Here is a 24010-nt window from a genome sequence, read left to right as displayed (position 1 = left end):
GTCCAAAATAATAATGTTGAACAAAATTAAATAAACTTCTCAACTCCCCAACTTTTTTGCTTGATCCTAGAGTACGGCTAATCGAAAGTTTCAGAAGCCTAGCGAAAATTTTGCCGAAACCTGGTTAATGTCGATGTATTTCAGGGAAAACAAAAAAGCCCAACTTTTCTCAAGTTAAGGTATTTGTTGTCCCAAACAAGGTCGCGAGCACTCGAACCCTTCCCCAATGATATTGGGGATGACAGGCAACATTATCACTCTAAACTATTTAATCGTGAAATTTTACTTTTTGAGGAGCCAATAGGTTGATAAACCTGAGCATGGCTATATTTTTTTAGCACCTTTTCTCTAATGAATCCACTTTTTTTTCCGAGCTTGCTTCTTCGAGATAAACAAAAATCCATAGCATTTTTAAACTGGGTATATTCGATTCTCCATTGTTATGTTGGATAAGTCTGTAGGGTGGATTTCAGTAAAGCCTTTATAAAAGATCCATCTTTTTCACTTTGAATAATATAAACATAGAAAGCCTTACAATAAAATTAAGCCAAAAAACAAAAAAGCCCTAACTTTTCCAAGTTAAGACTTCGTTTGCGGAATGGACGGGACTCGAACCCGCGACCTCCTGCGTGACAGGCAGGCATTCTAACCAGCTGAACTACCACTCCATTTGTTCTTCTTTAAAGTTAGAACCTCTTCCCCTTTCGGGATGGCAAATATAGATACTAATTTCAGTTTATCACTATTCTAAGCTAGATTTCCCCTTTTAAAACCGTAACCTACTGAATGTCATTCTAATTATTTTCATCAGAAAAGGCATTGAAACAAAAAAGCCTCAACTTTTTTCAAGTTAAGGCTTTTGTTGCGGAATGGACGGGACTCGAACCCGCGACCTCCTGCGTGACAGGCAGGCATTCTAACCAGCTGAACTACCACTCCTTTTGTTCTTCTTTAAAGTTAGAACCTCTTTCCTCTTTCGAGGTTGCAAATATAGAGACAATATCTTAATTCGCAAACTTTTTTTTCAAATAATTACAACACCTTAAGTTACAGCGCCTTCTTGCATCTTCTCAGCATTCTCTGCAAACTGAAGCCCATCAATAATTTCCTGAATCTCACCATCCATGATCGTTGGCAGGTTATACATTGTTAATCCGATGCGATGTTCGGTTACTCTTCCTTGCGGATAATTATAAGTTCTAATCTTAGCCGAACGATCTCCGGTAGATACCATCGTTTTACGTTTAGCTGCAATATCACCATTTTTCTTTTGCAATTCGATATCGTAAAGCTTACTACGCAACATCTCCATTGCAATAACCCGGTTACCCAATTGCGAACGCTCTTGCTGGCAAACTACAACTATCCCCGAAGGCTTGTGCGTAAGCTGAACCTTTGTTTCAACTTTGTTTACATTCTGTCCACCAGCACCACCTGAACGTGAAGTTTGTAATTCTATATCAGCTGGATTAATGTACAAATCAATCTCTTCTGCTTCTGGCAGTACCGCAACAGATGCTGCCGAAGTATGTACACGCCCTTGAGTTTCGGTATCTGGAACACGTTGCACACGATGCACGCCACTTTCGTATTTTAATTGACCATACACGTCATCTCCGCTAACTTTTAAAATTACCTCTTTATAACCACCAGCAGTTCCTTCAGTTACATCAACCGTTTCAACTTTCCATCCTTTGGTTTCAAAATAACGGGTGTACATGCGGTATAAATCGCCTGCAAATAGAGCTGCTTCATCGCCGCCAGTACCACCACGAATCTCAAATACAGCATTCTTAGCGTCTTCAGGATCTTTCGGAATCAACATCAAGCGAATGTTGCTTTCCATTTCTTCTTGTTGCTTTAACAACAAATCTAACTCCTCTTTTGCCATTTCACGCATTTCGGGGTCTTTCTCAGCCGCTAAAATTTCTTTATTGGCTTCAATATTACTCATCACATTTTTGTAGATTTTGTATTCATCTACAATTTTGCCTAAATCTTTATATTCTTTATTTAAAGCTGCAAACCTCTTCATATCCTGAATTACATCAGGATTACTTAATTGCTCCTCAACATCTTCCCAACGCAGCTTTATGGCCTCTAATTTATCTAACATAGTATAATCAAATTGAAATTCTTTACCATCTGAAAAATAACAAATAGATAAAGAAATGCAAAAATAAGTAAAAAAGCCGAATGCATAGGCAGATTAAAGAATTGGCTTATTAAAAGATCTTGAAAATGAAATGATTGTTGCTTTAACAATTAGTAAATTCTGATAATGACATGAAAAAATCAATACTTTATTCTCGAGATTCAAAAACTTAAGAAATCTAGTTCTAAGCCTATATTTTTTACATACCTCGGATGGTAAAAAATGATATAGTAATCGCGAAAAACTTATTCTGTATTAAAATATTCGAGTTTTAAATCAACCCCATCAAAAACAGCATAAGAACTGTAATTAAGCCACTCGCCTGTATTTACATAGCGACTACCATTACCTAAATCTAAATCGAGGGGTAAATGCCTGTGTCCATAAATAAAGTAATCGAAGTGTTCTTTTTGCAAAATTTCTCTTGAGTAAATAGCTAACCATTCATATTGATCACCAAAGAATACCTCCTCTGCGCCTTTTCTTTTTTTACTGTTTCCACTCCAGCCGTTAGCGATACTAATACCCAAATTTGGGTGCAATCGGGCAAAGAGCCATTGGCAAAGTTTACTTCTGAAAATTTTACGTAAAAACTTATATTTTCGATCGCCAGGTCCTAAACCATCACCATGATGAAGGTAAAATTTCTTCCCCGAACGTTCCATGATCATTTCATCGCTGATAATTTTCATCCCGATTTCTTCGGTAAAATAGTTGCGAACCCACATATCGTGGTTGCCTTTAAAGAAATAGATTTTTATTCCTGAATCGGCCATTTGTGCCAACTTCCCTTGCAATCGAATAAATCCCTTTGGGATTACCTTTTCGTATTCGAACCAGAAATCGAAAATATCGCCCATTAAAAATAGTTCGGCGCAATTAGGCTCAATGAAATTTAACCAATTTACAATCCGCTCTTCGCGAACACGACTATCAGCATAGTTGGGTGCGCCTAAATGAAAATCGGAAGCGAAATAAATATTTTTACTCATGTACAGTTTCAAAGGTAAAGGAAAAAGAGGAAAGCAGAAAAAGATTAAACCTGAAAGGCTAAAGTAATAAAGCCTAAACCAGTCTAGCCAAAGAGAAAAACATATATTAGTAAATAAATTGCCGAAATGAAAAAGCAAATCATATTAAGCTTCTTTGCTCTAAGTTTATTTGCCTTTGAGTAGGACAGAGAAAGCTCCAGAAAAACACTATTAATGATTTATCCAGAAACTAAAAAAGATTATACCACCGATAATTACTTTGGAACAAGAATTGCAGATCCATATCGCTGGTTAGAAAATGATACTTCAACAGAAACAAAAAATTGGGTTGACGAAGAAAACAAAATCACCCAAAACTACCTTGAGCAAATTCCATATCGAGAGGATATAAAAAATCGCTTAACCGAAATATGGAACTATCCTAAAGAAAGCGCACCATTTAAAGCTGGAGAATATTATTTCTTTACCAAAAATGATGGCTTGCAAAATCAAAGCGTTTGGTTTATAAAGAAAGGTTTGGAAGGTAAGGAAGAACTTTTTTTAGATCCTAATAAACTATCTGCTGATGGAACGGCATCGGTTTCCTTATTAGGCTTTTCACATGATAAAAAATACATTGCCTATTCGATAGCGCAATCGGGTTCTGATTGGAGCAATATTTACGTTATGGAAGTTGCCAGCAAAACAAAATTAGCCGACGAGTTAAAGTGGACGAAGTTCTCTGGCGCAGCCTGGAAAGGTGACGGCTTTTACTATAGTCGATATGATGAACCAACTAAGGGTATGGAACTTTCGGGCGCCAATAAGTTTCAAAAGGTTTACTTCCATAAGTTAGGCGAAGCACAAACCGCTGATAAATTAATTTTTGAAGATAATACAAATCCAAATTTATATTTTGGAGCTGATGTTACGGAAGACGAGCACTTTTTAGTTTTATATGCAAGTGCTGGCACTTCGGGCAATGCTTTATACTACCAGGATTTAACTAGCTTAAACAATAAGATCGAATCATTGGTTAAAGGTTTCGAAAACAACCACAGCGTAATTACTAACGATGGCGATAAGCTTTTAATCAACACCGATTTAAATGCACCAAATAAACAGGTGGTTTTGGTCGACCCAAAAAATTCGGACCCTAAAAATTGGCAGAAAATTATCCCCGAATCAAAACTTGCTTTAGAAGGTGCCAGTTCGGGTGGTGGATTTTTATGGGCTTCATATCTTAAAGATGCCAGCACCAATATTGTTCAGTTTGATTTGAGCGGTAATAAAATTAAAGATGTAAAGCTGCCAGATATCGGCACAGTTGGAGGTTTTGGTGGCTACAAAGACGATATAGAATTTTTCTACTCCTTTACAAACTTTATTACGCCAGGCACTAGCTATCGTTACGATATTAAACAAGGTGAATCTACGCTTTACAAAAAATCAGCATTAAAGTTTAACACCGATAACTACGAAACCAAACAGGTTTTTTATCCTTCGAAAGACGGAACAAAGGTGCCAATGTTTATGGTTTATAAAAAGGGCATTAAGCTTAATGGCGATAATCCTGTATTTTTATATGCTTATGGTGGTTTCCAGATTTCTTTAACACCAACCTTTAGTTTATCGAGGATGTTGTTTTTAGAACATGGAGGAATTTATGCACAGCCGAGTTTAAGGGGTGGGAGTGAATATGGTGAAGCTTGGCATAAAGCTGGAATGCTTGAAAAGAAACAAAATGTTTTTGATGATTTTATTGGTGCGGCAGAGTATCTAATCAAAGAGAAGTACACCAATCCCGACAAAATTGCGATATCTGGTGGTTCGAACGGAGGGCTGTTAGTAGGTGCCTGCATGACCCAAAGACCAGAACTTTTCAAAGTGGCTCTACCAGCTGTTGGCGTTTTGGATATGCTACGTTATCATAAGTTTACAGTAGGCTGGGGCTGGGCAGTAGAATACGGCACAAGCGATCAAAAAGATGACTTTGACTACCTGATAAAGTACTCACCATTACATAATATTAAAATAGGTGTAAACTATCCAGCTACTCTAATCACAACAGCCGATCACGATGACCGTGTTGTACCTGCACATTCGTTTAAATTTGCAGCAACTTTGCAAGAAAAATACAAAGGCGAAAACCCAATGTTAATCAGAATTGATAAAAAAGCGGGCCATGGGGCTGGAAAACCTACAAAGAAATTAATCGAGGAAGCCACAGATATTTGGAGTTTCGTATTCCAAAATTTAGAAATGAAATGGTAATCCATTAAGCACTTGTAGTTAGGAAAGATGAAGCGATTTATGGAGAGTAAGAAATAAAATATTTAGTGCACTAAAACGATGAATTAGATTATCCCACTAAACCCATAGACCAATTATAATTTGTTTTGAACACCTAAATTCCTTTAACTTTTGTTTTTACCTAAATTTAGGCATACAAAATACTGAATATAACAGTCTTACAAAATTATCTGGAATATTTCTAAATAAGGATATTGATAAAAGTTTATTTCGTAACTTTGCGTAAATTTTTTTTGAATGATCTCTACTGATATAGCCGTAATAGGCGCTGGTCCGGTTGGTTTATTTGCCATTTTTGAAGCCGGTTTATTAAAAATGCGTTGCCATTTAATTGATTACCTTCCTCAGGTTGGTGGTCAGCTTTCTGAAATTTATCCTAAGAAACCGATATACGATATTCCTGGTTATCCTTCTGTATTAGCACAGGAACTTATCGATAATTTAATGGAACAGGCAAAACCTTTCCATCCTACGTTTACCTTAGGCGAACGTATCGAAGGTTTGGAGAAACGTGGCGAAGCTGATTTCGTTCTAACTACAAACATGGGTACCATTATCGAAGCTAAGGTTGTGGTTATAGCAGGTGGTTTAGGTTGTTTCGAACCTCGTAAACCAGCTGTAGAAAATCTTGAAAACTTTGAGAACGGTAAAGGTGTAAACTACATGATTCTTGATCCAGAGAAATATCGTGATCAGAAAATGGTTATTGCTGGTGGTGGCGACTCTGCTTTAGACTGGACAATTTACCTAGCTGAAGTTTGTTCTGAATTAACATTGGTTCACAGAAGTGAAAGCTTTCGTGGCGCACCAGATTCAGTTTCTAAAGTTATGGCATTGGCCGAAAGCGGAAAAATTAACCTCGTTTTAAATAGTAATCTTCATGCTGTTCACGGTGGGGATAAACTTGAAAAAGTTGAAATCGTTCAAAACCGCACCATGGAAAAATCTCTGGTTGAAGCAGACCATTTAATACCTTTATTTGGTTTGAGTCCGAAGTTAGGGCCTATTGAAGATTGGAATTTAAATATCAGCAAAAGTGCTATTGAGGTAAATACCGATGATTATTCAACAAATATCCCAGGTATTTATGCAATTGGCGATATCAACACTTACACAAACAAATTAAAATTGATTCTTTGTGGTTTCCACGAGGCAGCCTTAATGAGTCATAGTGCTTATTCTTATATGAATCCTGGGGTTAAATACACAATGAAATATACAACTGTAAACGGAGTTTCTGAATTTTAAGCAATTACCTATATTTGCTAATAATATAAGTAGAGCACAATAAAATGGAGAACAACATTACAATATATATGCAAGAACCGGATGGTTCAGTTACCTCTCACGAAGCACCAACAGATATGGGCTTAAGTTTGATGGAGTTTTTAAAAGCATCTGAATATGATATTCTGGCTACTTGTGGCGGAATGGCATTATGTGCTACTTGTTGTGTTGATGTATTAGAAGGCGAAGAAAAGCTTAACGAAATGACTGATGATGAATATGCAATGTTAGATACTTTGCCTGATTTATTGCCAAACTCCCGTTTAGCCTGCCAGTTGCAGTTACATAATAATATGGATGGTTTAAAAGTGAAACTTCATGGTGTAAGCTAAGCTATAAAATATAAAATATTGAAAAGCGATACTTAAAACGGTATCGCTTTTTTTGTTTATATCTTCCGTTAGTCGAGATTTGCAATTCTCGAAGTGCCAAAAAAGCGGATTTGAAATCCGCGGATCCTAAGTCTGGACTACAAATCCCGACTAGCACAAACCAGTATCGCCTTTTTTGTTTTATATCGTCCGTTAGTCGAGATTTGCAATCTCGAATGCCGAAATGCGATTTGAAATCCGCGGATCCTAGTCTGGACTACAAATCCCGACTAGCACATACTAGCAATAACGAAGTAGGAGTTATCGAACTTCGATTTTCTTTCTTTCAACGTTCCAGCCATAAACTTCTACAGCTGTTTTCTGGCTTCCTGAATAATCGACTGTAATCGTTTTGCTTTCGCCTGGCAAGACACTAATATAGTTATCAGAGTAGAATGCGGGTAAGATCCGTTTGCCTGAAACTGCATCAACTAATGCGATACGGTTAAAAAATGCAACAGGATTATCTTTAGCGTTGCTAAGCGTAACAGCAATCTGCCCTTTTCTCTTTTCTGTAGCTTCTATAATGGGCACAACTGTTTTTATCTTTTGCAAGCCAGAATATCTGCCATCCTTACCAGGAAGCCAATATAAGTTTTCACTCAAAACATCTTGAGCTTCGTTTAAAATTTTTAGAGAAACAAAAACACCTTCCTTTTTATCCAATTTAATTAAGAAATCGTTTAAAGGAAAATATCTTCTAACCGATGATGGGCCTATTGAATTGAAAACCTGAGAATAAAAATGTTCCTTGCCATCCATATCATAAGCTTTAGCCTGAACCAGTAAATTATCACGTGTTGTAAATCCATTATTTACCACCGTAACCATACTATCAATCGGGTTCATCATTACGTGTAAAGGTTCGCTACCCTTTCTTAAACCATACAAACAAGCATTAGGATCTAAATAGTAATCGTACATCTGTCCACGCAAGGCCGTCCATGGGTTTTGAGTTTTCCAAATGATTGAACCCGTGTACCAATCCCACATTTTGTTAGAAAACCCTTCCATTAAAGCACGATATTGATCATAATTGACTAATTGTGCCTTCATAGCGAAATCTTTAACATCTTTCGCTTTTCCATACGGATTAATATGCTCATCATAGCCAATGTATTTATGATAATCCCAAACCGAATCTGGTTTCTCTTTAAACTGAGGAGCAAGCATATTTTCTGCAGGAATGAATTTCTCTAAAGATTCATAATCACCAACCCCAACAGAACCAACTTCTGAGTTATATGGAAAAGTTTTATCGCCCCAAAAGCTCCGAGGATTTTGGATTCCATAAGGTCCATCGCCATTACCACCAATGGTATTATAAGACATCTCATCGCTGTTAGAGAAATCGAAAAACATTCGGGTTCCATCTAAACGAGGTAGAATATCATTTTTTATTGGCTGCAAAATATCATCTGGCGGTGTAATTTCATTTCCTCCGCACCAAAAAGCTAAAGAAGCATGGTTACGGATCATTTTAACCTGATCTTCAATGGCAGTTAAAACCAAGGGATGATTATCCGGATATTTTCTTCTGGTCCATTGGTCGTCCTTTTTCATTGGATCTACCCAACGGCCATTGCAATCGCCACTAAACCAAAAATCCTGAAAAACCAATAAACCATATTGATCACAAGCCTTGTAAAACTCAGGTCTTTCGAGAATTGCCCCACCCCAAATCCGAATCAGATTCAGGTTCATATCCTTATGATAACGAACTTCTGCATCGTAACGGGCATCTGTAAAACGAAGCATCGCGTCAGAAATAATCCAGTTGCCACCTTTAATAAAAATCTTTTGTCCGTTTACATAAGCACCCATACTTTTGGTGTGCTCATTCCAAATATTATCAATCTGTCGAACACCAACTTTTAAAGTTTCCTGATCCAAGGTTTTAGCTGCGCAGATGAATTGAATTTTTAAATCGTAAAGATATTGTGCGCCATAACCATTTGGCCACCACAATTTTGGATTTAGTAAGGTAAAATCAGGAAAGCTGATTTCGCTTCTTTCACCCGCTTTAATGGTTACCGCTTTCTTTATAACTTGTCCATCTATGGCATATTGCAAAAACCCAGAAACAGTCTTAACACTTGGATTTTCAACTTCAACCGAAACTTTTATTGTTGCTGGTTTTTGCTTCCCTTCTGCCAAGCGCTTGCCTGGAACAAGGGTAACTACATGTGGATTTAAAATATTAATACTTTGCGTTTTCTCTATCGTTACCTTATCCCAAATACCTGTATTACGATCGCGAATAGGTTGAATCCAATCCCAACCCGCAGTATATTGCGTGGTTAAACCTCGTGCAATTGTACCATCGCCACCTTGCCCACCATTTGGATTTCCAACCACATCTGGCGGATGAACAATTACTGCTAAACGATTTTTACCATTAGCTGCAAGAAGTTTTGTAATGTTAAACTGCGAACGCAAATGCATCCCTTCTATAATCTGTGGATTAACCTTTTTACCATTTAAAAAAATATCAGCTTTATAATTTATACCTCTGAATTGCAACCAAACCTGTTCGTTACCGATTGCCTTTTCATCGAAATCCTTTACAAACCAATAAGTATAATAATCGTTTCCTGTTTTGTATATGTCTGCAATTTTTTCATTATTCATCCCATAAAATGGATCGGGAACTTTTTTATTATTCAATAATGTGGTCAGCACTGTTCCAGGAACAGTAGCATTCATCCAACTGCTAACGGCGAAACCTTTTTCTGAAATCTGTAACCCGTTTGCATTTACTTCTTTTACATTGGCGCAAAGCCAGCCAGAATTCAATTCATAACGCTGCTGCGATTTTGCCCAAAAAGCAGATAGTAAACAAAGAATAATAAAACTGATTTTTTTCATTTATTGAGATGATAAGATTGTAAATATTAAAAAACTATACATTTCCTATTTGCCCGAAACAGGTCTGTCTTCTGCTTTTACACCCCAGGTTTCAGAAGGTTTACTGCCCATAAAAATCTGAATATTTCCACCCGCCATAATGGTTTTGTGCAGTAAGAAAGATTTACTGTAAGGTTTACCATTTAATACAATTTTTTGGATGTACTTATTTTCAGCACTATTATCTACAACCTTTATATTGAATTTTTTACCAGCTCCGAGCTCTATTATTGCATCCTTAACCAAAGGTGTACCGAATACATAAGCTCCATTCGCAGGATTTACGGGATAAAAGCCCAATGAAGAAAAAACATACCACGCACTCATTTGACCAACGTCTTCATTACCACACAATCCATCGGGTTTCGCTGTGTAAAATTCATCATCAATTTTTCTGATTAAATCGGCTGTTTTCCACGGCTGACCAGCATAAGCATATAAGTATGGGATATGGTGTCCTGGTTCGTTTCCTTGAGCATAATTACCAATTAAACCTGAAATATCTGGAGAACTTGCCTCATTTAATCCAGAAGGAACGATAAATAAAGAATCTAATTTTTTTGTAAAAGGTTGATCACCACCAAATAATTTTATCAAACCTTCAACATCTTGAGGCACCAACCAGGTATACTGCCATGCATTACCCTCTGTGTAGTCATCTCCACGATGCTTAGCTGCAACAGGACTAAATGGAGTCCGCCATTTTCCATCTGATAGTTTGCCACGCATAAACTGAGAATCATGGTCAAAATATTCTTTGTACAATTGTGCTCTTTTGCTGAAATATTTATAATCTTCAGTTTTATTTAAAGCTTTTGCCATCATAGCAATACAATAATCATCAATTGCATATTCTAAAGCTTTGGCAACCGACTCTTCAACTTTATCAGTAGGAATATGTTTTAACTCCTGAATGTACTCTATGCCATTGGTTTTCTGCATAGCCGATTGTTTAACGGCCTCGTAAGCCAGGTTTACATCAAACCCACGATAACCTTTTAAATAGGCATCAACAATAACAGGAACAGCATGATAGCCAACCATAGTATTGGTTTCGCTTCCCATTAAATGCCAAACAGGCAATTTCCCCTGTTGTTTATATATTGCCAGCATGGTATTCACCACATCACTTACCTTATCCTGATGAATAATAGTAAACAATGGATTCGCAGCACGATAAGTATCCCAAAGGGAAAAAGTGGTTAGATTATTAAATGCTGCCTTTCTGTAAACCTTTTTATCTGATCCTAAATAATCTTTGTTTACATCATTATATAATGAAGGAGCAACCATGGTATGGTAAAGCGCCGTGTAGAAAATCTTTTTTGTTGTACCCGAAGCATCAATTTTTACTTTCGAAAGAGCTGCATTCCACTTTGAATCTGCAGCTTTTACTGTTGAAGAGAAGTCCCAACCAGGTAATTCTGTTTTTAGGTTTAGCAATGCATTCTCAATACTTACTGGCGATAAAGCAACTTTTATCTGTAATTTATCCCCAGAGATGGCAGCAAACTCAACTGCTGCCTTAAGCTTTTTACCCTTTAAATCTTTTCCAGATTTGACAACTGTACTATCGTACAATACCAGGTTTTTAACTGGTTGAGATAGTTTAATTACAAAAAACAAACGTTGATCGTTAGCCCAACCTTTTGAATTTCTATGTCCAACAATTGTAGTCGCATCAACTTGTTTTAACGAAGATTCTACAGCTTTATCCCAACCAATACCTTCAATTAAATCGATAATGATATGAGGATTTTTAGCGTTCTTTTCAAAAGTGTATTGATGAAAGCCAACGCGTTCAGTAGCGGTTAGTTCTGCTTTAATACCATATTTATCTAACAGAACACTGTAATAACCAGCTTTAGCTTTCTCATTTTGATGAGAGAATTTAGAAAGATAGCCTTCGCCATCAGCAGTTTTACCTTTTTCTACAATTAACTTTCCAGTAGCAGGCATTATAGAAATATCCCCCAAATCGCCAATACCCGTTCCGCTTAGATGTGTGTGGGCAAAACCAGTTATCGTATTACTAACATAATTATATCCACTACACCAATCCCAACCTTCCATAATATTATTTGGCCCTAACTGAACTGCTCCAAAAGGCACGTTGGCACCAACAAAAACGTGGCCGTGTTGAGCCGAACCAATTAATGGATCTACGTATTGAGTAAAATTAGTCTTCTGCTGCGCAAAGGTATTTACGCTCAAAACAACAAATAAAAAAAGAATTATTTTTTTGAACTGCATGATTATTATGGTTTAAGAAAAATAAAAAGGCAATTATACGTAAAACGTTTTACCTCTTTCTAACATATTCTTTATTTCAATTTAAAATTAACTTTATTTAGCAACTTCTAAAACGACAACGTTATCAATTTCTTCGTTGGCAAAACCCGTATAAACCTCAGTAAGCCCTTTTTTATGGATAAACTTAATTGGCGTTTTATCCTTTAATAAATAAGCTTTCGTAATTTTTTTATAGGGAAACTTATCGAAAGCCACAGAAGCATTTTTAGAATCTAAAATGTGGATATAAACTTTATTATCCTTTTGGGTTACACTTCCCCAAGGCTGAGGCTTTACAAAACCAGCTTTTGTATTATAAATGCTTTCGCCATAAAATTTCAACCATTCGCCCATAGAGGCAAGTCGATTTTGAAATTCGGGTTGAACTTTACCACTTGGCATTGGGCCTATATTGAGCAATAAATTAGCGCCTAAACTTGAGGCTTTAACCAGCATATTTACCAATTGTTTATTGGTTTTATAACTGGTATCGCTTAAGTTGTAACCCCATGATTTTGATATGGTTTCGCAAGTTTCTAAAGGCAATTTATCTGATGCGGTTTGAAAACTTAATCCCGATGCGTTTTCGCCAGGTAAATCTCTTTCGAACATTTGAAAATCCTCACCAGCAAACGGGGTTAAATGATGATTATTACCAATCATACATTGCGGTTGAAGCTTATGTATCAAGCCATAAATTTCATCATATTTCCAATCTATCCGCGACGAGCGATCTGCCTCACCTTCTGGTGCTGTTTGATCCCAGTGCCCATCGAACCAGATTCCACCTATTTCGCCATAATTTGTTAAAAGCTCGGTTAACTGGTTTTTCATAAATTGCAAATAACTTGCATAATCGCCCTTTCCTTTTCTTCCTGAATTTTGTCCTGTTCTTCCAGTTTCATGCGGAAAATCTTCTCTGCGCCAATCAAGCAAAGAATAATAAAAATAAAGTTGAATGCCTTGTTTATGACACTCATCAGCCACCATTTTTACAATATCCTTTTTATATGGCGTATTCATAATATTAAAATCCGAATACTTGGTATCCCACATACTAAATCCGTCGTGATGCCTGGTGATTAACGTAATGTATTTCATACCCGCATTTTTAGCCATACTTACATAAGCTGCTGCATCAAAATCAATCGGGTTAAAAAAATCTTTTAAATTGGTGTAATTATGAACCGTGAGTTTGCGGTCGTTCATTACCCATTCGCCACTTCCAGGAATACTAAAGGGGCCCCAGTGAATAAATAAGCCAAAACGGGCATTAGAAAACCATTCCCTTTGCTTTAAGTTGGATGCAGAAGGTTCATAGTTTTGAGCCTTCGCACTTAAACCTAATGATAGAAAAACAATGGCAATTAATAGATTTTTCATATTACGTGCTTAAAAATTTATTAATCTACAATGGTTGCTTCCTTTACAGGTTTACCAATTATTTTATAGCTTCCATCACCTTTTAAAATTGCCAGCATTTGAGTTTGGTTGGTAAAAAGTGTTTTAGCTGCAGCCAACTCCTTATCGTATTGAAAACTTTGCTCTATTCTGCCTTTTTCATAGAAATAGCGACTAACAATTTGGGTTTCGAGCACCTTTTTTATTTCCGCTTTGTGATTAGCCAAATCGGTTTTCTTTGCAGAAGTTAGCTTGTTCTTTAAATTTTCTAAATCGGCCATAACCTCTGCAGTTTTATTTTCTTTATCTGCTTCGTATCGCAATTCGGTAAGCAAACGCTCCGTTCTACTTTGATAACTTAAATCCTTATCTGCCAGCGATGCAGCAAAAGCATTATAATCGGCATCGGTAATTTGAAATGTTTTTGCTGATGCCAAGCTTGGTTTTTCCTTTTTATATCGATTTGCATAATTAAAAAACATACTTTTATTAAGCATGGTAATCGTAATCGGACTTAATTTTTGTGCATCAACAACCACATCAGGATAAACTCCGTTGCCACTATATACGTTTCTACCTGCCTTAGTTTGGAACATGGTTACCGTTGAATCGGCAAAACGCTCTGCAATACCATCAGAATTTTTATGTGCATAATCTAATTTTTGAATACATCTGCCCGATGGCGTATAGTATTTAGCTACGGTAACCTTAACTAAGCTGTTGTAAGGTAAATTAAAGGTTTGTTGTACTAAACCTTTACCATAACTACGCTGACCGATTACAATTGCTCGATCTAAATCCTGTAAGGAACCTGCTACAATTTCCGAAGCAGATGCCGAATTTCCATTAACCAAAACAACCAGCGGTACCGTTGGCGAAATTGGAGGAATTTGTGTTTTATAAGTAATGGTTTTCTCTACATTCTTACCTTTCTGCGTTACAACCAACTGATCTCGATCTACAAAAAGATTTACAATTTTTACGGCCTCCTGTAAAATTCCACCACCGTTATTTCTTAAATCGAGTACGATGCCTTTGGGGTTTTCTTTATTGATATTCACTAATGCATCCTTAACTTCTTGTCCTGAGTTTTCGAGAAACTTATCCAGTTTAATGTAACCTATACCATCACCAACCATGCCCGAATACGAAACATTTGGTTGTTTAATTTCCTCACGGGTTAATTTCTTGGCTATTTCTTTTCCATCTCTAATAATGGCTAAATCTACAACAGTACCTTTTGGACCACGTAACAACTGACTTATTTGTGCTCTGTCCTTACCTTTAATGTCAATATTGTTGATCTTTATTACCTGATCGCCTGCTTTAATTTCGGCTTTATTTGCTGGGTAGCCTTCACTTATTTCGCTTACAAATAGCTTACCCTCAATTAAAACCGTTCCTGCACCAATACCACCATATTGCGTGCTTACATATTTAAGTTTGTAATCTTCAATTTCCGATTCTGGAACATACTCAGTATATGGATCAAGGCTTTCCAACATCGCATCGATACCTGTCCTCATTAGTTCAGGCGCACTGGTTTCATCAACATAATTTATATTGATTTCTTTATACAGGGAAGCAAAAATATCGAGGTTTTTAGAAACCAGAAATAAATCCTCTTTAAAAGAAAAGGATACAGCAGCAATACTGAATACGGCTGCAACAATTGCATATTTAAATTTCTTCATTCCCTTATTTCTTGAAAACAAAATAGCACGATGAATTTATCGGCAACTATTTATATTGATTAGCAAAGTACAAAAGGTAAATGTACAAAAAGAGATAAAGATTAAAAACAGCTTATACGGCCAAAAGCATAAATTAATCGTTACTTTTTGAATAAGATTTTAAAACACGAAATAATAAAATAGAAAGAGATTAAAGTCTGTTGCCTTTAGTATCCGCAAGCGCCTTTTGTAGCGTAAACTCAACGTAGGTACGATCGCGTTTAACAAGTCGCATAATATCTTCAACCAATTTATCTTCGCCACCTGGCACAAATTCTAAAGGTTCATTAACAAGATCACGATACTTTCTAAAGAACTTAATCTTAACTTTTTCTGCGTTATCTTTTGTTAGTTGAAAATTTGCCATTTCTAAATTGATTTAATGCAAAAGTAAAAATATTTATGGCTGATGGGTAGCTTTTCCATGCATTTTTAAAAAAAGATTAAAAGCAGTTTACTTTAGCATGATAATTGTGTTAAAAGTGCGTTATAAACACTAAAGGAATAAAACTCACAAATTTAAACTCAAAAAAAATGAAAAAACTCATCTTCTCTATTGTTTTCCTATCGATCGGCTGGGCTACTGCTCAGGCTCAAACTTTCAATCTCGGGATTAAGGCGGGTGTAAACCTTGCTAAACTTAATGCTGATTTTGCAAGTGAAGAAAATCGTTTAGGCTACCAGGTTGGAGCTTGGGCACGTATTGGTGGCGCAAGTTTCTACGTACAACCAGAGGCCTACATTGGCAGCAAGGGCAATAAATTTATCAGCTTTACCAACAACAGCAATACTGAAGTTGCTGCTGAAGGAAAAGTGAAATTCACCACATTAGATATTCCTGTTTTACTAGGAACAAAGTTTGGTGCTAAAAATCTAAACTTCCGTATTATGGCAGGACCTGTTCTATCACTTGTTTTAGATGATAGCTCGACATTTAGTTCGGCTTACCAAGAAGCGACAGATTTTAGTAATTACAAAAACCAGGCTTTCGGTGTTCAGGCTGGCGCAGGTGTTGATGTAGGTAGTATCTCAGTTGATTTACGTTACGAAGCTGGTTTAACAAACATCAGTAAAAGTGAAAAATATACACAGAAACCGAACTTGTTCCAATTGAGTTTAGGATTTAAAATTTTGTAATAACACAGAATGAATAGTTCACAAAAGGCAGCCAAATGGCTGCCTTTTGTGGTTTTAAATAATTCGATGAGTTAATTAATAAATCATTATTTTTATTTCTCAACTAACATTCTACGCTCATGGAATCTTATTTTAAAACCACAGTTAAATTTCTAGTGATTATAGCTCTGCTGGTTACCGTTTCAACGACTAATGCTCAAGAAAACGTTATTTCAAAGTTATTGGTGTATAAAAAACTGTTAGAAAAAAATCAGGTAGAAAAAATTCACTTACACTTAAACCAACCATTTTATATGGCTTACGATACCGTTTGGTTCAAGGCTTATGTGGTTAATGCAAATCTAAATCGCCCATCCAACATCAGTAAAAACTTAAACATCGATCTAGTGGATCCTTCTGGAAATATTATCCGTCAAATCAAAAACAAACTCAGCTTTGGCTTATCAGACGGCTACATCAATCTCTCCGATTCATTAAAATCAGGTAACTATGTTTTAAGAGCTTATACTGATCAGATGAAAAGTTTTGGACAGGCTTATGAGTATCAAAAAAGTTTTCAGATTAAAGGTAAATCTGAAAAAGTTAATAAACCTTTAACAGGAAATAGTAGTTTTCAATTCTTTCCAGAAGGAGGGGATTTAGTTTCGGGATTAAAGACCAGAGTTGGTTTCAAAGCTACGGCTCCAAACGGACTTGCCATTGATGCAAAGGGGCAAATATCGGATGAAAAGGGAAAGCTAATCGGTACGATAAAAACCGATCATTTAGGAATGGGTAATTTTGAATTTACCCCAGAGGCAATGAGAAGATATCATGCTGAGATTACCTTTGCCGACGGCAAAACAAATAAGATAGAATTACCCTTACCTAAAACTACAGGCTACATACTCAACTTAAGCACAACAAAAGATAGTCTTCTTTTAAAAATTTCATGCTCGGCAGATGTTGTAAATAAGGGAACCTTAATATTAATTGGAGCACAAGATGGCGTAACCAGATACATCTCCAAGCCCGAAATGAAAAATTCAGCAATAAACATTTCGATTCCTGCTGATAAATTTTATTCGGGAATTGTTCAGTTTACTTTATTTGACACCGACAATCTTCCTGTTGCAGAACGATTAATTTTTGTCGATCACGAAGATGCCCTAAAAATTGAAACCGATGTTAAAAGCCTCTTTGCTAAAAAAGAGCTCGCCAAAATGAATATTATTTTAAAAAACCAGGATGATAAAAATGAAATTGGCAGCCTTTCGTTATCTGTTTACAACGCAACAGAATATCCAATAGAGGATGATGATGAGCCTTCGATTTTCTCCGAGTTATTACTTACTTCGGATTTAAAAGGGCTTATTGAAAAGCCTAACTATTATTTTAATAAGCCAGGAGACGAAAACAGGAAACAACAACTAGATAATCTGTTGATTACACAGGGCTGGAGAAAGTTTTCTTGGAAAAATGAACTGTCTAAAAAACTTCCTTTAGTAAATGAGCTGTATAATATAGAAAACGAATTAAAAGGAAATGTAATGCAAACAAATGGTAAACCTTACGCAAATGGAATGATCACCTTATTCCAATCAGGGCTAAGGCAAACCATACTTCAAACTAAAACAGATACGGCTGGTTATTTTAGTTTTAAAGATTTGAACCTGATTGACACCTCTAATTTTGTACTTTCGACGAACACCCAAAAGGAAAAGAAAAACTTAAAAATAACTGTTCTTGGTCTTGAAGTGCAACCCGTTTCCAATCGAAAATCAATTCCTTCTGGGCAAGATTTTTTAATCGAAGAATTAATTGCAACTCCAACAGAAAACAAACAACTTGATGCCTTATTCTACAAATCAAAGGGAATTAATCTCGATGAGGTAAATGTAGTGGCCAAGAAACCAGGACCAATAAAAGAATCGGCGAATTTGAATGGACCAGGCAGAGCAGATGTTATTGTGCTGGCAAAAGATTTGGAAACCACGCACGATGTAAGTACCTATCTATTAAACCATGTAAACGGGCTTAAAACTTTTCAAGGAAAAATTTATTCAAGAGAAATCCCAGATCCTGGGCAAGGAATTCCTCCTCCACCGCCGCCAATGATGGTCATTTTTGATGGAGTAGAGGTAGATCAGGAAAACTTTAATATTAGTGATATAAACCCCAATGATGTTGGAAGTATCGAAATCTTAAAAGGAACTTCGGCGGGGCTGTATAATACATCTGGAGGGGTAATTATCATTACAAGTAAAAGAGGCAGAGACCATTCAAACGATGCTTTGAGTAAAATAGCAAAGGGGATTTTTCCTATCTCTGTTTTAGGCTATCAAAAGTATAGAACCTTTTATTCGCCAGTTTACAATGCCGCCAATTTAAGCAATAAAGATTTCAGAAAAGCCGTTTATTGGAATCCCAATGTAATAACCTCGACTGAAAAAGCAACTGAACTTTCCTTTTTCAATTCTGATTACACTGGAAAATATAAGGTTGTGCTGGAAGGGATTAATGCCGATGGGCAAATTGGCCGCTCAGTTTATTATTATGAGGTTAAATAAATTATTTCACAATAGTTAAACTACCACTGAGTTTACCACAATCGGTTTTTAAATCAATCATATAATAATACACTCCAACCGATAATGGTTTACCATTTTTAGTACCATCAAAATCTTTAACATAACCTTTTGAATAATATATTTTATCGCCATTGCGATTAAAAACATAAAATTCAGCATCAGGATAATTGGAAGCCCCAATAATTTTCCAGGTATCATTTATACCATCGCCATTCGGTGTTATAGAATTCGGAATTTGCAGTGTTTTGTTTTCTAATTGTGTGAAATCAATAGTTTCTGTATTTACAGAGCATCCAAATTTATCGGTTATACTCAGAATATATTTCCCAGGCTTTGTTCCCTGAATATTCAGCCCTTGGTAAACGTTGTTACCATTTGCATCAAGCCAATTATAAATGTATGGCCCCGTACTTCCAATAACCTCAATAGCTGATGTGCTCACCGTTTTGCCATCACAACTTATAAATTGCTGCATCTTTGACACATTGATTATTGGCAATTCGGTTGATCCAACACTAAAAACCCCAACTACATTTGTACAATTATTCCCATTCGAGGCGGTTAAGGTATAGTTTCCTGGAAACACATCTGTTAAATTTTCTGTACGACTAACCTCGTTTCCTGCATTATCAGTCCAACTGAAAACAATTGGAGTTTGAGTTTCGTAAGCCAGTATACTTATTGAGCCATTTTTATTCCTACAGCTTGCTGGTTTGATGTCAACCATTTTTGCCTTGAAAATTAGATCTGTGTTCTTAACTGTATAATTGACTGAGATAGATTCGCAGCCTCCAGGTTGGCCTGCTTTTAAGTAATAAGTCCCCGCAGCGACATTCTTTAGGTCTTTATCATTACCCACCAGTTGGTTAGATGAATTATACCATTTAAAAACACTGGCATCAGTAATGCTTAAATTGGTTATGCTACCATTAGTAGCAGAGCAAAAAACATCAGTTATAATCTTATTAGCATCATTGATTAGGGCTTTAGAAAATGAAGAAGTTGCACCGTCGGCATTTGTTCCAGTACTGGTCAGTCCGCCAATAATCGGCCCGTTATATTGCCAGGTTCCATCCGCATTGGTTGGTATAGACGCAAGCCATACTTTGCCTTGGCAGTCAGGGCACTCATCATCGTAAAAAAGTTCGATAATTGAATTAGGAAGGTAGGTTCCAGTCGCAAAATTTGGGGTAATTACTCCAATTTTTGATTGAGTTATCAATTTATCAGGAGGAATATCCTTAAATTCTATGGCCGATTTGGTGTTGCAATAAATACTGTTTTTAAGAATACTAACTGGGTAAGAAAAATCTACCAAAATGGCAAGTTCATTATAAGCAATAGTATTTTGATCACTTAAACTCAAGCCACCAATAGTTCCAGCACCACAATTGTATAGTTCGATACCATATTTTGTATTTCCATAATTCTCTGCGTTTAATCCAGTACCAAGAACATTATGCCTTAAGATATATCTATTTTTAATGTTATCAAGCTTAATCCCCTTAAACTGGGCAGCAATATAATTATCTGCAATTGTAAGATTTACTGTTTCACCATTGGCAAAAATACCTGTCGATTGTATTGCGGGAAAAGTAGTTGTTTTGTTAATATTAAATCCAATCGTATTAAATGCAACATTAATATTTCCACTTAGGCCTCCCAATGAAACTGCATTTGAATTGGCGCTGATAATATTGCCAAAACTTGCATCTATACCTCCGATTGTTGAGTTTCGTAAGTAGCTTAAATCTATACCAACAAAATTACTTGCAGGGCTCTGGCCTGTTGCATCTAAACCAATAATATTTGAAGAAATGGTTATATCTTCCAGAATATTAATGGATGTTGGTGAAATAATCGAGGTATAATTTCCACCAAAACCATTACTTTTATTTGGTGCACCAATGATTACATGTGAAGCATTTTTCAAAAAAACACCAGCCTTTCTTTCATCGGCTGGAACACCAGTTTCGGATAGAAAATTACTAAAGTAAATTCCATAAATCTGAATATTGTCTACCCCATCGATAATAAAACCATTGTAAAAAGCCCCTGATGCACGAACCAGTCTAACTTTTATACTAGCGCTCCCTAATAATTGATTGGATTGAGTTGTGCCATCAATCGTAATGTTTGGGCTAAGCGCAGGTAGCTCTGAAGTAAGATTAATGGTTACATCGCCTGGAATGCTTGAGGGAATATTGAAATAGATAAAATCCATTGTTATATTTCCGTTCGCATTGGCATCTAAAATGGCTTGCCTTAAAGAGCCAGCACCTGTGCTTGAGTTATTAGCTACAGTGAAAACAGCTGCCTTGCTCCTTATGCAGAGGAAACATAAAATCAAGAAAACAAACCCAATTTTCATTTACTAAAAGACAGATGTAAAACAAGATACAAATATTTCAGAATTGCTTAAATACAAAAAAGTCCCGATTTGCATCGGGACTTTAAAACTTTTGCTAAGGCACTATTGATTAGATGTTGCATCAAGCAATGGCCTGTTTGTTGCCGTTGCCGAAGTAACTGTCATATCGCCTCTTGCGCCTACAGTAAGTGTTCGTCCACCTAAAAGGGCAACAACACCGTTAGTAGTTCCATTTCTGGAAATAATATTAGTAGCAGATGAAGGATATCTTACATAAAGTTCGTAACTACCAATCGGTACAGCAATAAACGCTGAACCTGTTTTGTAACCAATATTGGTTGCTACTACTGTTTCAGCCAATGTAACTGCATTTTTTATAATTAAATTCATACCCGAAGTTCCATTTGGAATTGCATTTACAAAACGAACATACGAAACCGTATTGCTTTCCGTTGAAGCAGGTAGTACATCTTCGATTACAAATGATTCAGCAGTTTTGGTTGTACTATTATATATACCGCTGGTGTAAAATGAATAGTATTTTCCATTTGTTAACGCTTGGCTCAATTCCGATATGGAAACATTTGGATTAGCGGTAGCTGTTGACGGGACAATACCATTAATTTTATAGGTACCTCCTGCAATAACACTGTAATTCGATGTAGGAAAAACAGCACCGTATCCAGTTCCTGCTGCATTTTCTGCACCTGTCGCACTTAAAATTCCTGATACTTTGGTGCCATTTGCGTAAAAGTTTACAGAAGGGGCTCCAGCTGCAAAATTGAAGTATTTTATTCTTGCATTGTTTGCAAGATCCAAAGGCACATCAATGGTCTGGATACTGTTGTCTTTCTTACATGAAAAACTAAAAACTGATGCTAACACAACCGTCAGCAGACCTATATATTTTATTTTCATAATGAGCTAATTAAGGTTGAATAATCCATGTTGGTTTAGTATGATAATCTGTCGCTAATCCGCCAATTACATTTAAAGCAGCACGGTTCCAAACATATTCAGAGTTATAACGTGGGCGAATTCTATAAGCTGGTTTTCCAGCATTATCCGAATACAAGGCAGTTGGAAAAACATAACCTAAATACACCTGCTTGCCTGTAACTGGATCAGCATCTGTGTAATGGTATCTTCTCATATCCATCCACGTTTCCAAATGCCCCCAACCCCACTGTGCAATATACTTTTGACACATAATTTGTGTAATAGTTAAATCTGCTGAAGTTAAAGGAATAATGGCAGTAGAACTCATGTATGCAGTTTTTTCTGCACTTGAAATTTGAGTCGGCGACTGATTATCCTCTATGTTTCTTGCATTTACAAAATCGATAGATGCAGAAACACCATTGGTATAAGCAGTTAAAGCAGTTGCTTTATCTCCTTTTTTAAATGCAGCCTCTGCTTTAATAAATTGTAACTGAGCATAAGTCATTACAGGTAATTTACATTTATCAGAAAAGATATAACGTCCCTGTGTATTTGCAGCTGGTGCGGCAATAGAAGCAATATTCCACAAATTATTTGGTAATTGACTAGCTGTAAAAGCGGCTGTCCCAGCACCAGTTACTATTCCTCTGTAAACACCATCTGGTGCAGGTGAAAGCATTCTGCTCATGCGTGGATCTACAACACCTGTAAACTGTGTTCCATTCATTAGGTTCACAATAAAAGGTGTTTGTCTGTAGGTTTGCATGTTACCCCTTGTTGGGCCTAAAAAGTTCCGGTCATCATTACCTGTAATGCCTGGATATGCCATTAATGCGTCATCAGCGTTGCTTGCAAAAGATTTATCAACCGCGGCAATTACATCATCAGGTTTATAGCCTGCCTTGTTACTATAATGGTTTAAGTTTAAGGCAAGCATTCCGTAAGCAAGCTTTGTCCATTTAGCACGATCACCTTTATAAAGTATATCTGTTTTACCTAAGAAAGCAGCATCAACTGCACCATCTGTCCTTGCCAAATTAGCAATCGCAGCCGTTAATAAGCGTTGTACTTCTTGATAAGCATATTCTTGTGTATCGTAATCGAACAAGTATTTCGTCGGATCTATGGCTTGTTTAACAATGATTTCTCCGTGAACATCCGTTAATGCTTGCCAGCCCCATGCTTTTAAAATTTGACCAACACCTAATAAATCCCAACGTTGCTCTGCTTCAGCTTTAGTGTTCATATCAACCAAATTCTGACCAAAACTCCAGTAAACGTCTCTCCAAAGCTCCGCTCCGTTGTCTGATGCAGGATCATATCCTTGTAAATCCCAGGTAGTACCTGCGCTTGTTGAAGTCCAGTTTTGCGTATACCTCCCAATAAAACGACCATCATATTGAGGTGCCGTAACCATCCAATGTATCATTGGAGATAGATATAAATTTGCCGTTACCGTTTGCGGTGCATTCGGATTGGTATTTACATCCAGATATTTTTTGCAACCACTAACAGAGAACAGAAGTCCTGTTAGTAATATTAAATATATTTTTTTCATAA

Annotated in this window: 15 protein-coding genes and 2 tRNA genes; 5 read left to right on the top strand and 12 right to left on the bottom strand. The window is 36.5% G+C overall.

Going from position 1 to position 24010, the window contains the following annotated elements:
- Window positions 1–594 precede the first annotated feature (594 nt).
- The 4 genes from ABD692_RS15785 to ABD692_RS15770 form a co-directional block, all read right to left on the bottom strand.
- Window positions 595–668: transfer RNA gene (locus ABD692_RS15785), tRNA-Asp, on the bottom strand.
- A gap of 197 nt (window positions 669–865) precedes the next feature.
- Window positions 866–939: transfer RNA gene (locus ABD692_RS15780), tRNA-Asp, on the bottom strand.
- 103 nt (window positions 940–1042) lie between these two features.
- Window positions 1043–2116 (bottom strand): peptide chain release factor 1, encoded by a 1074-nt coding sequence (gene prfA, locus ABD692_RS15775; protein WP_344768480.1) that lies wholly within the window; start codon window positions 2114–2116, stop codon window positions 1043–1045.
- Window positions 2117–2400: 284 nt separating this feature from the next.
- Window positions 2401–3147, bottom strand: coding sequence for a UDP-2,3-diacylglucosamine diphosphatase (locus tag ABD692_RS15770; RefSeq protein ID WP_344768478.1), 747 nt, complete (start codon window positions 3145–3147; stop codon window positions 2401–2403).
- A gap of 213 nt (window positions 3148–3360) precedes the next feature.
- On the opposite strand from ABD692_RS15770, the gene ABD692_RS15765 reads away from it, so the two are divergent.
- From ABD692_RS15765 to ABD692_RS15755, 3 genes are all read left to right on the top strand, one after another.
- The gene (locus ABD692_RS15765) at window positions 3361–5400 is read left to right on the top strand and encodes a prolyl oligopeptidase family serine peptidase (RefSeq protein WP_344768476.1); all 2040 of its coding nucleotides are present in this window, start codon (window positions 3361–3363) and stop codon (window positions 5398–5400) included.
- 276 nt (window positions 5401–5676) lie between these two features.
- A complete protein-coding gene (locus ABD692_RS15760) occupies window positions 5677–6687 on the top strand; it encodes an NAD(P)/FAD-dependent oxidoreductase (RefSeq protein WP_344768474.1) in 1011 nt (336 codons plus the stop codon).
- 44 nt (window positions 6688–6731) lie between these two features.
- Window positions 6732–7058 (top strand): 2Fe-2S iron-sulfur cluster-binding protein, encoded by a 327-nt coding sequence (locus ABD692_RS15755; protein ID WP_344768472.1) that lies wholly within the window; start codon window positions 6732–6734, stop codon window positions 7056–7058.
- A gap of 300 nt (window positions 7059–7358) precedes the next feature.
- Here the strand turns inward: ABD692_RS15755 and ABD692_RS15750 are convergent, their stop codons facing one another.
- The 5 genes from ABD692_RS15750 to ABD692_RS15730 all read right to left on the bottom strand — a co-directional run bounded on the left by ABD692_RS15750 (window position 7359) and on the right by ABD692_RS15730 (window position 15797).
- Window positions 7359–9965, bottom strand: a complete 2607-nt coding sequence (locus tag ABD692_RS15750; RefSeq protein WP_344768469.1) for a glycoside hydrolase family 2 protein — start codon at window positions 9963–9965, stop codon at window positions 7359–7361.
- A 45-nt stretch (window positions 9966–10010) separates the two neighbouring features.
- Window positions 10011–12257, bottom strand: coding sequence for a GH92 family glycosyl hydrolase (locus ABD692_RS15745; protein ID WP_344768467.1), 2247 nt, complete (start codon window positions 12255–12257; stop codon window positions 10011–10013).
- A gap of 93 nt (window positions 12258–12350) precedes the next feature.
- Complete coding sequence (locus tag ABD692_RS15740) at window positions 12351–13679, bottom strand: alpha-L-fucosidase (protein WP_344768465.1); 1329 nt, start codon at window positions 13677–13679, stop codon at window positions 12351–12353.
- A 20-nt stretch (window positions 13680–13699) separates the two neighbouring features.
- Window positions 13700–15391 carry a S41 family peptidase gene (locus tag ABD692_RS15735; protein ID WP_344768464.1) on the bottom strand — a complete coding sequence of 564 codons (1692 nt, stop codon included), beginning with the start codon at window positions 15389–15391 and terminating at the stop codon, window positions 13700–13702.
- Between the two features lie 190 nt (window positions 15392–15581).
- Window positions 15582–15797 (bottom strand): hypothetical protein, encoded by a 216-nt coding sequence (locus ABD692_RS15730; protein ID WP_344768462.1) that lies wholly within the window; start codon window positions 15795–15797, stop codon window positions 15582–15584.
- A gap of 167 nt (window positions 15798–15964) precedes the next feature.
- Here ABD692_RS15730 and ABD692_RS15725 point away from each other — a divergent pair, with 167 nt between their 5' ends.
- Entirely contained in the window at window positions 15965–16567 is a 603-nt protein-coding gene (locus ABD692_RS15725) for a porin family protein (RefSeq protein WP_344768461.1), read from the top strand.
- 119 nt (window positions 16568–16686) lie between these two features.
- A complete protein-coding gene (locus ABD692_RS15720) occupies window positions 16687–19116 on the top strand; it encodes a TonB-dependent receptor (RefSeq protein ID WP_344768459.1) in 2430 nt (809 codons plus the stop codon).
- Between the two features lies 1 nt (window position 19117).
- On the opposite strand, the gene ABD692_RS15715 is transcribed toward ABD692_RS15720, so the two are convergent.
- From ABD692_RS15715 to ABD692_RS15705, 3 genes are all read right to left on the bottom strand, one after another.
- The gene (locus tag ABD692_RS15715; protein ID WP_344768458.1) at window positions 19118–21508 is read right to left on the bottom strand and encodes a T9SS type B sorting domain-containing protein; all 2391 of its coding nucleotides are present in this window, start codon (window positions 21506–21508) and stop codon (window positions 19118–19120) included.
- A gap of 102 nt (window positions 21509–21610) precedes the next feature.
- On the bottom strand, window positions 21611–22426 hold the full coding sequence (locus tag ABD692_RS15710) for a DUF4397 domain-containing protein (protein WP_344768456.1): 816 nt from the start codon (window positions 22424–22426) through the stop codon (window positions 21611–21613).
- A 10-nt stretch (window positions 22427–22436) separates the two neighbouring features.
- A complete protein-coding gene (locus ABD692_RS15705) occupies window positions 22437–24008 on the bottom strand; it encodes a RagB/SusD family nutrient uptake outer membrane protein (RefSeq protein WP_316754653.1) in 1572 nt (523 codons plus the stop codon).
- Window positions 24009–24010 lie beyond the last annotated feature (2 nt).

Origin of the sequence: Pedobacter ginsengiterrae, from assembly GCF_039537385.1 — a bacterium.
Taxonomy (GTDB): Bacteria; Bacteroidota; Bacteroidia; order Sphingobacteriales; family Sphingobacteriaceae; genus Pedobacter; species Pedobacter ginsengiterrae.
This window is presented reverse-complemented; position numbering and strand designations above follow the sequence as displayed.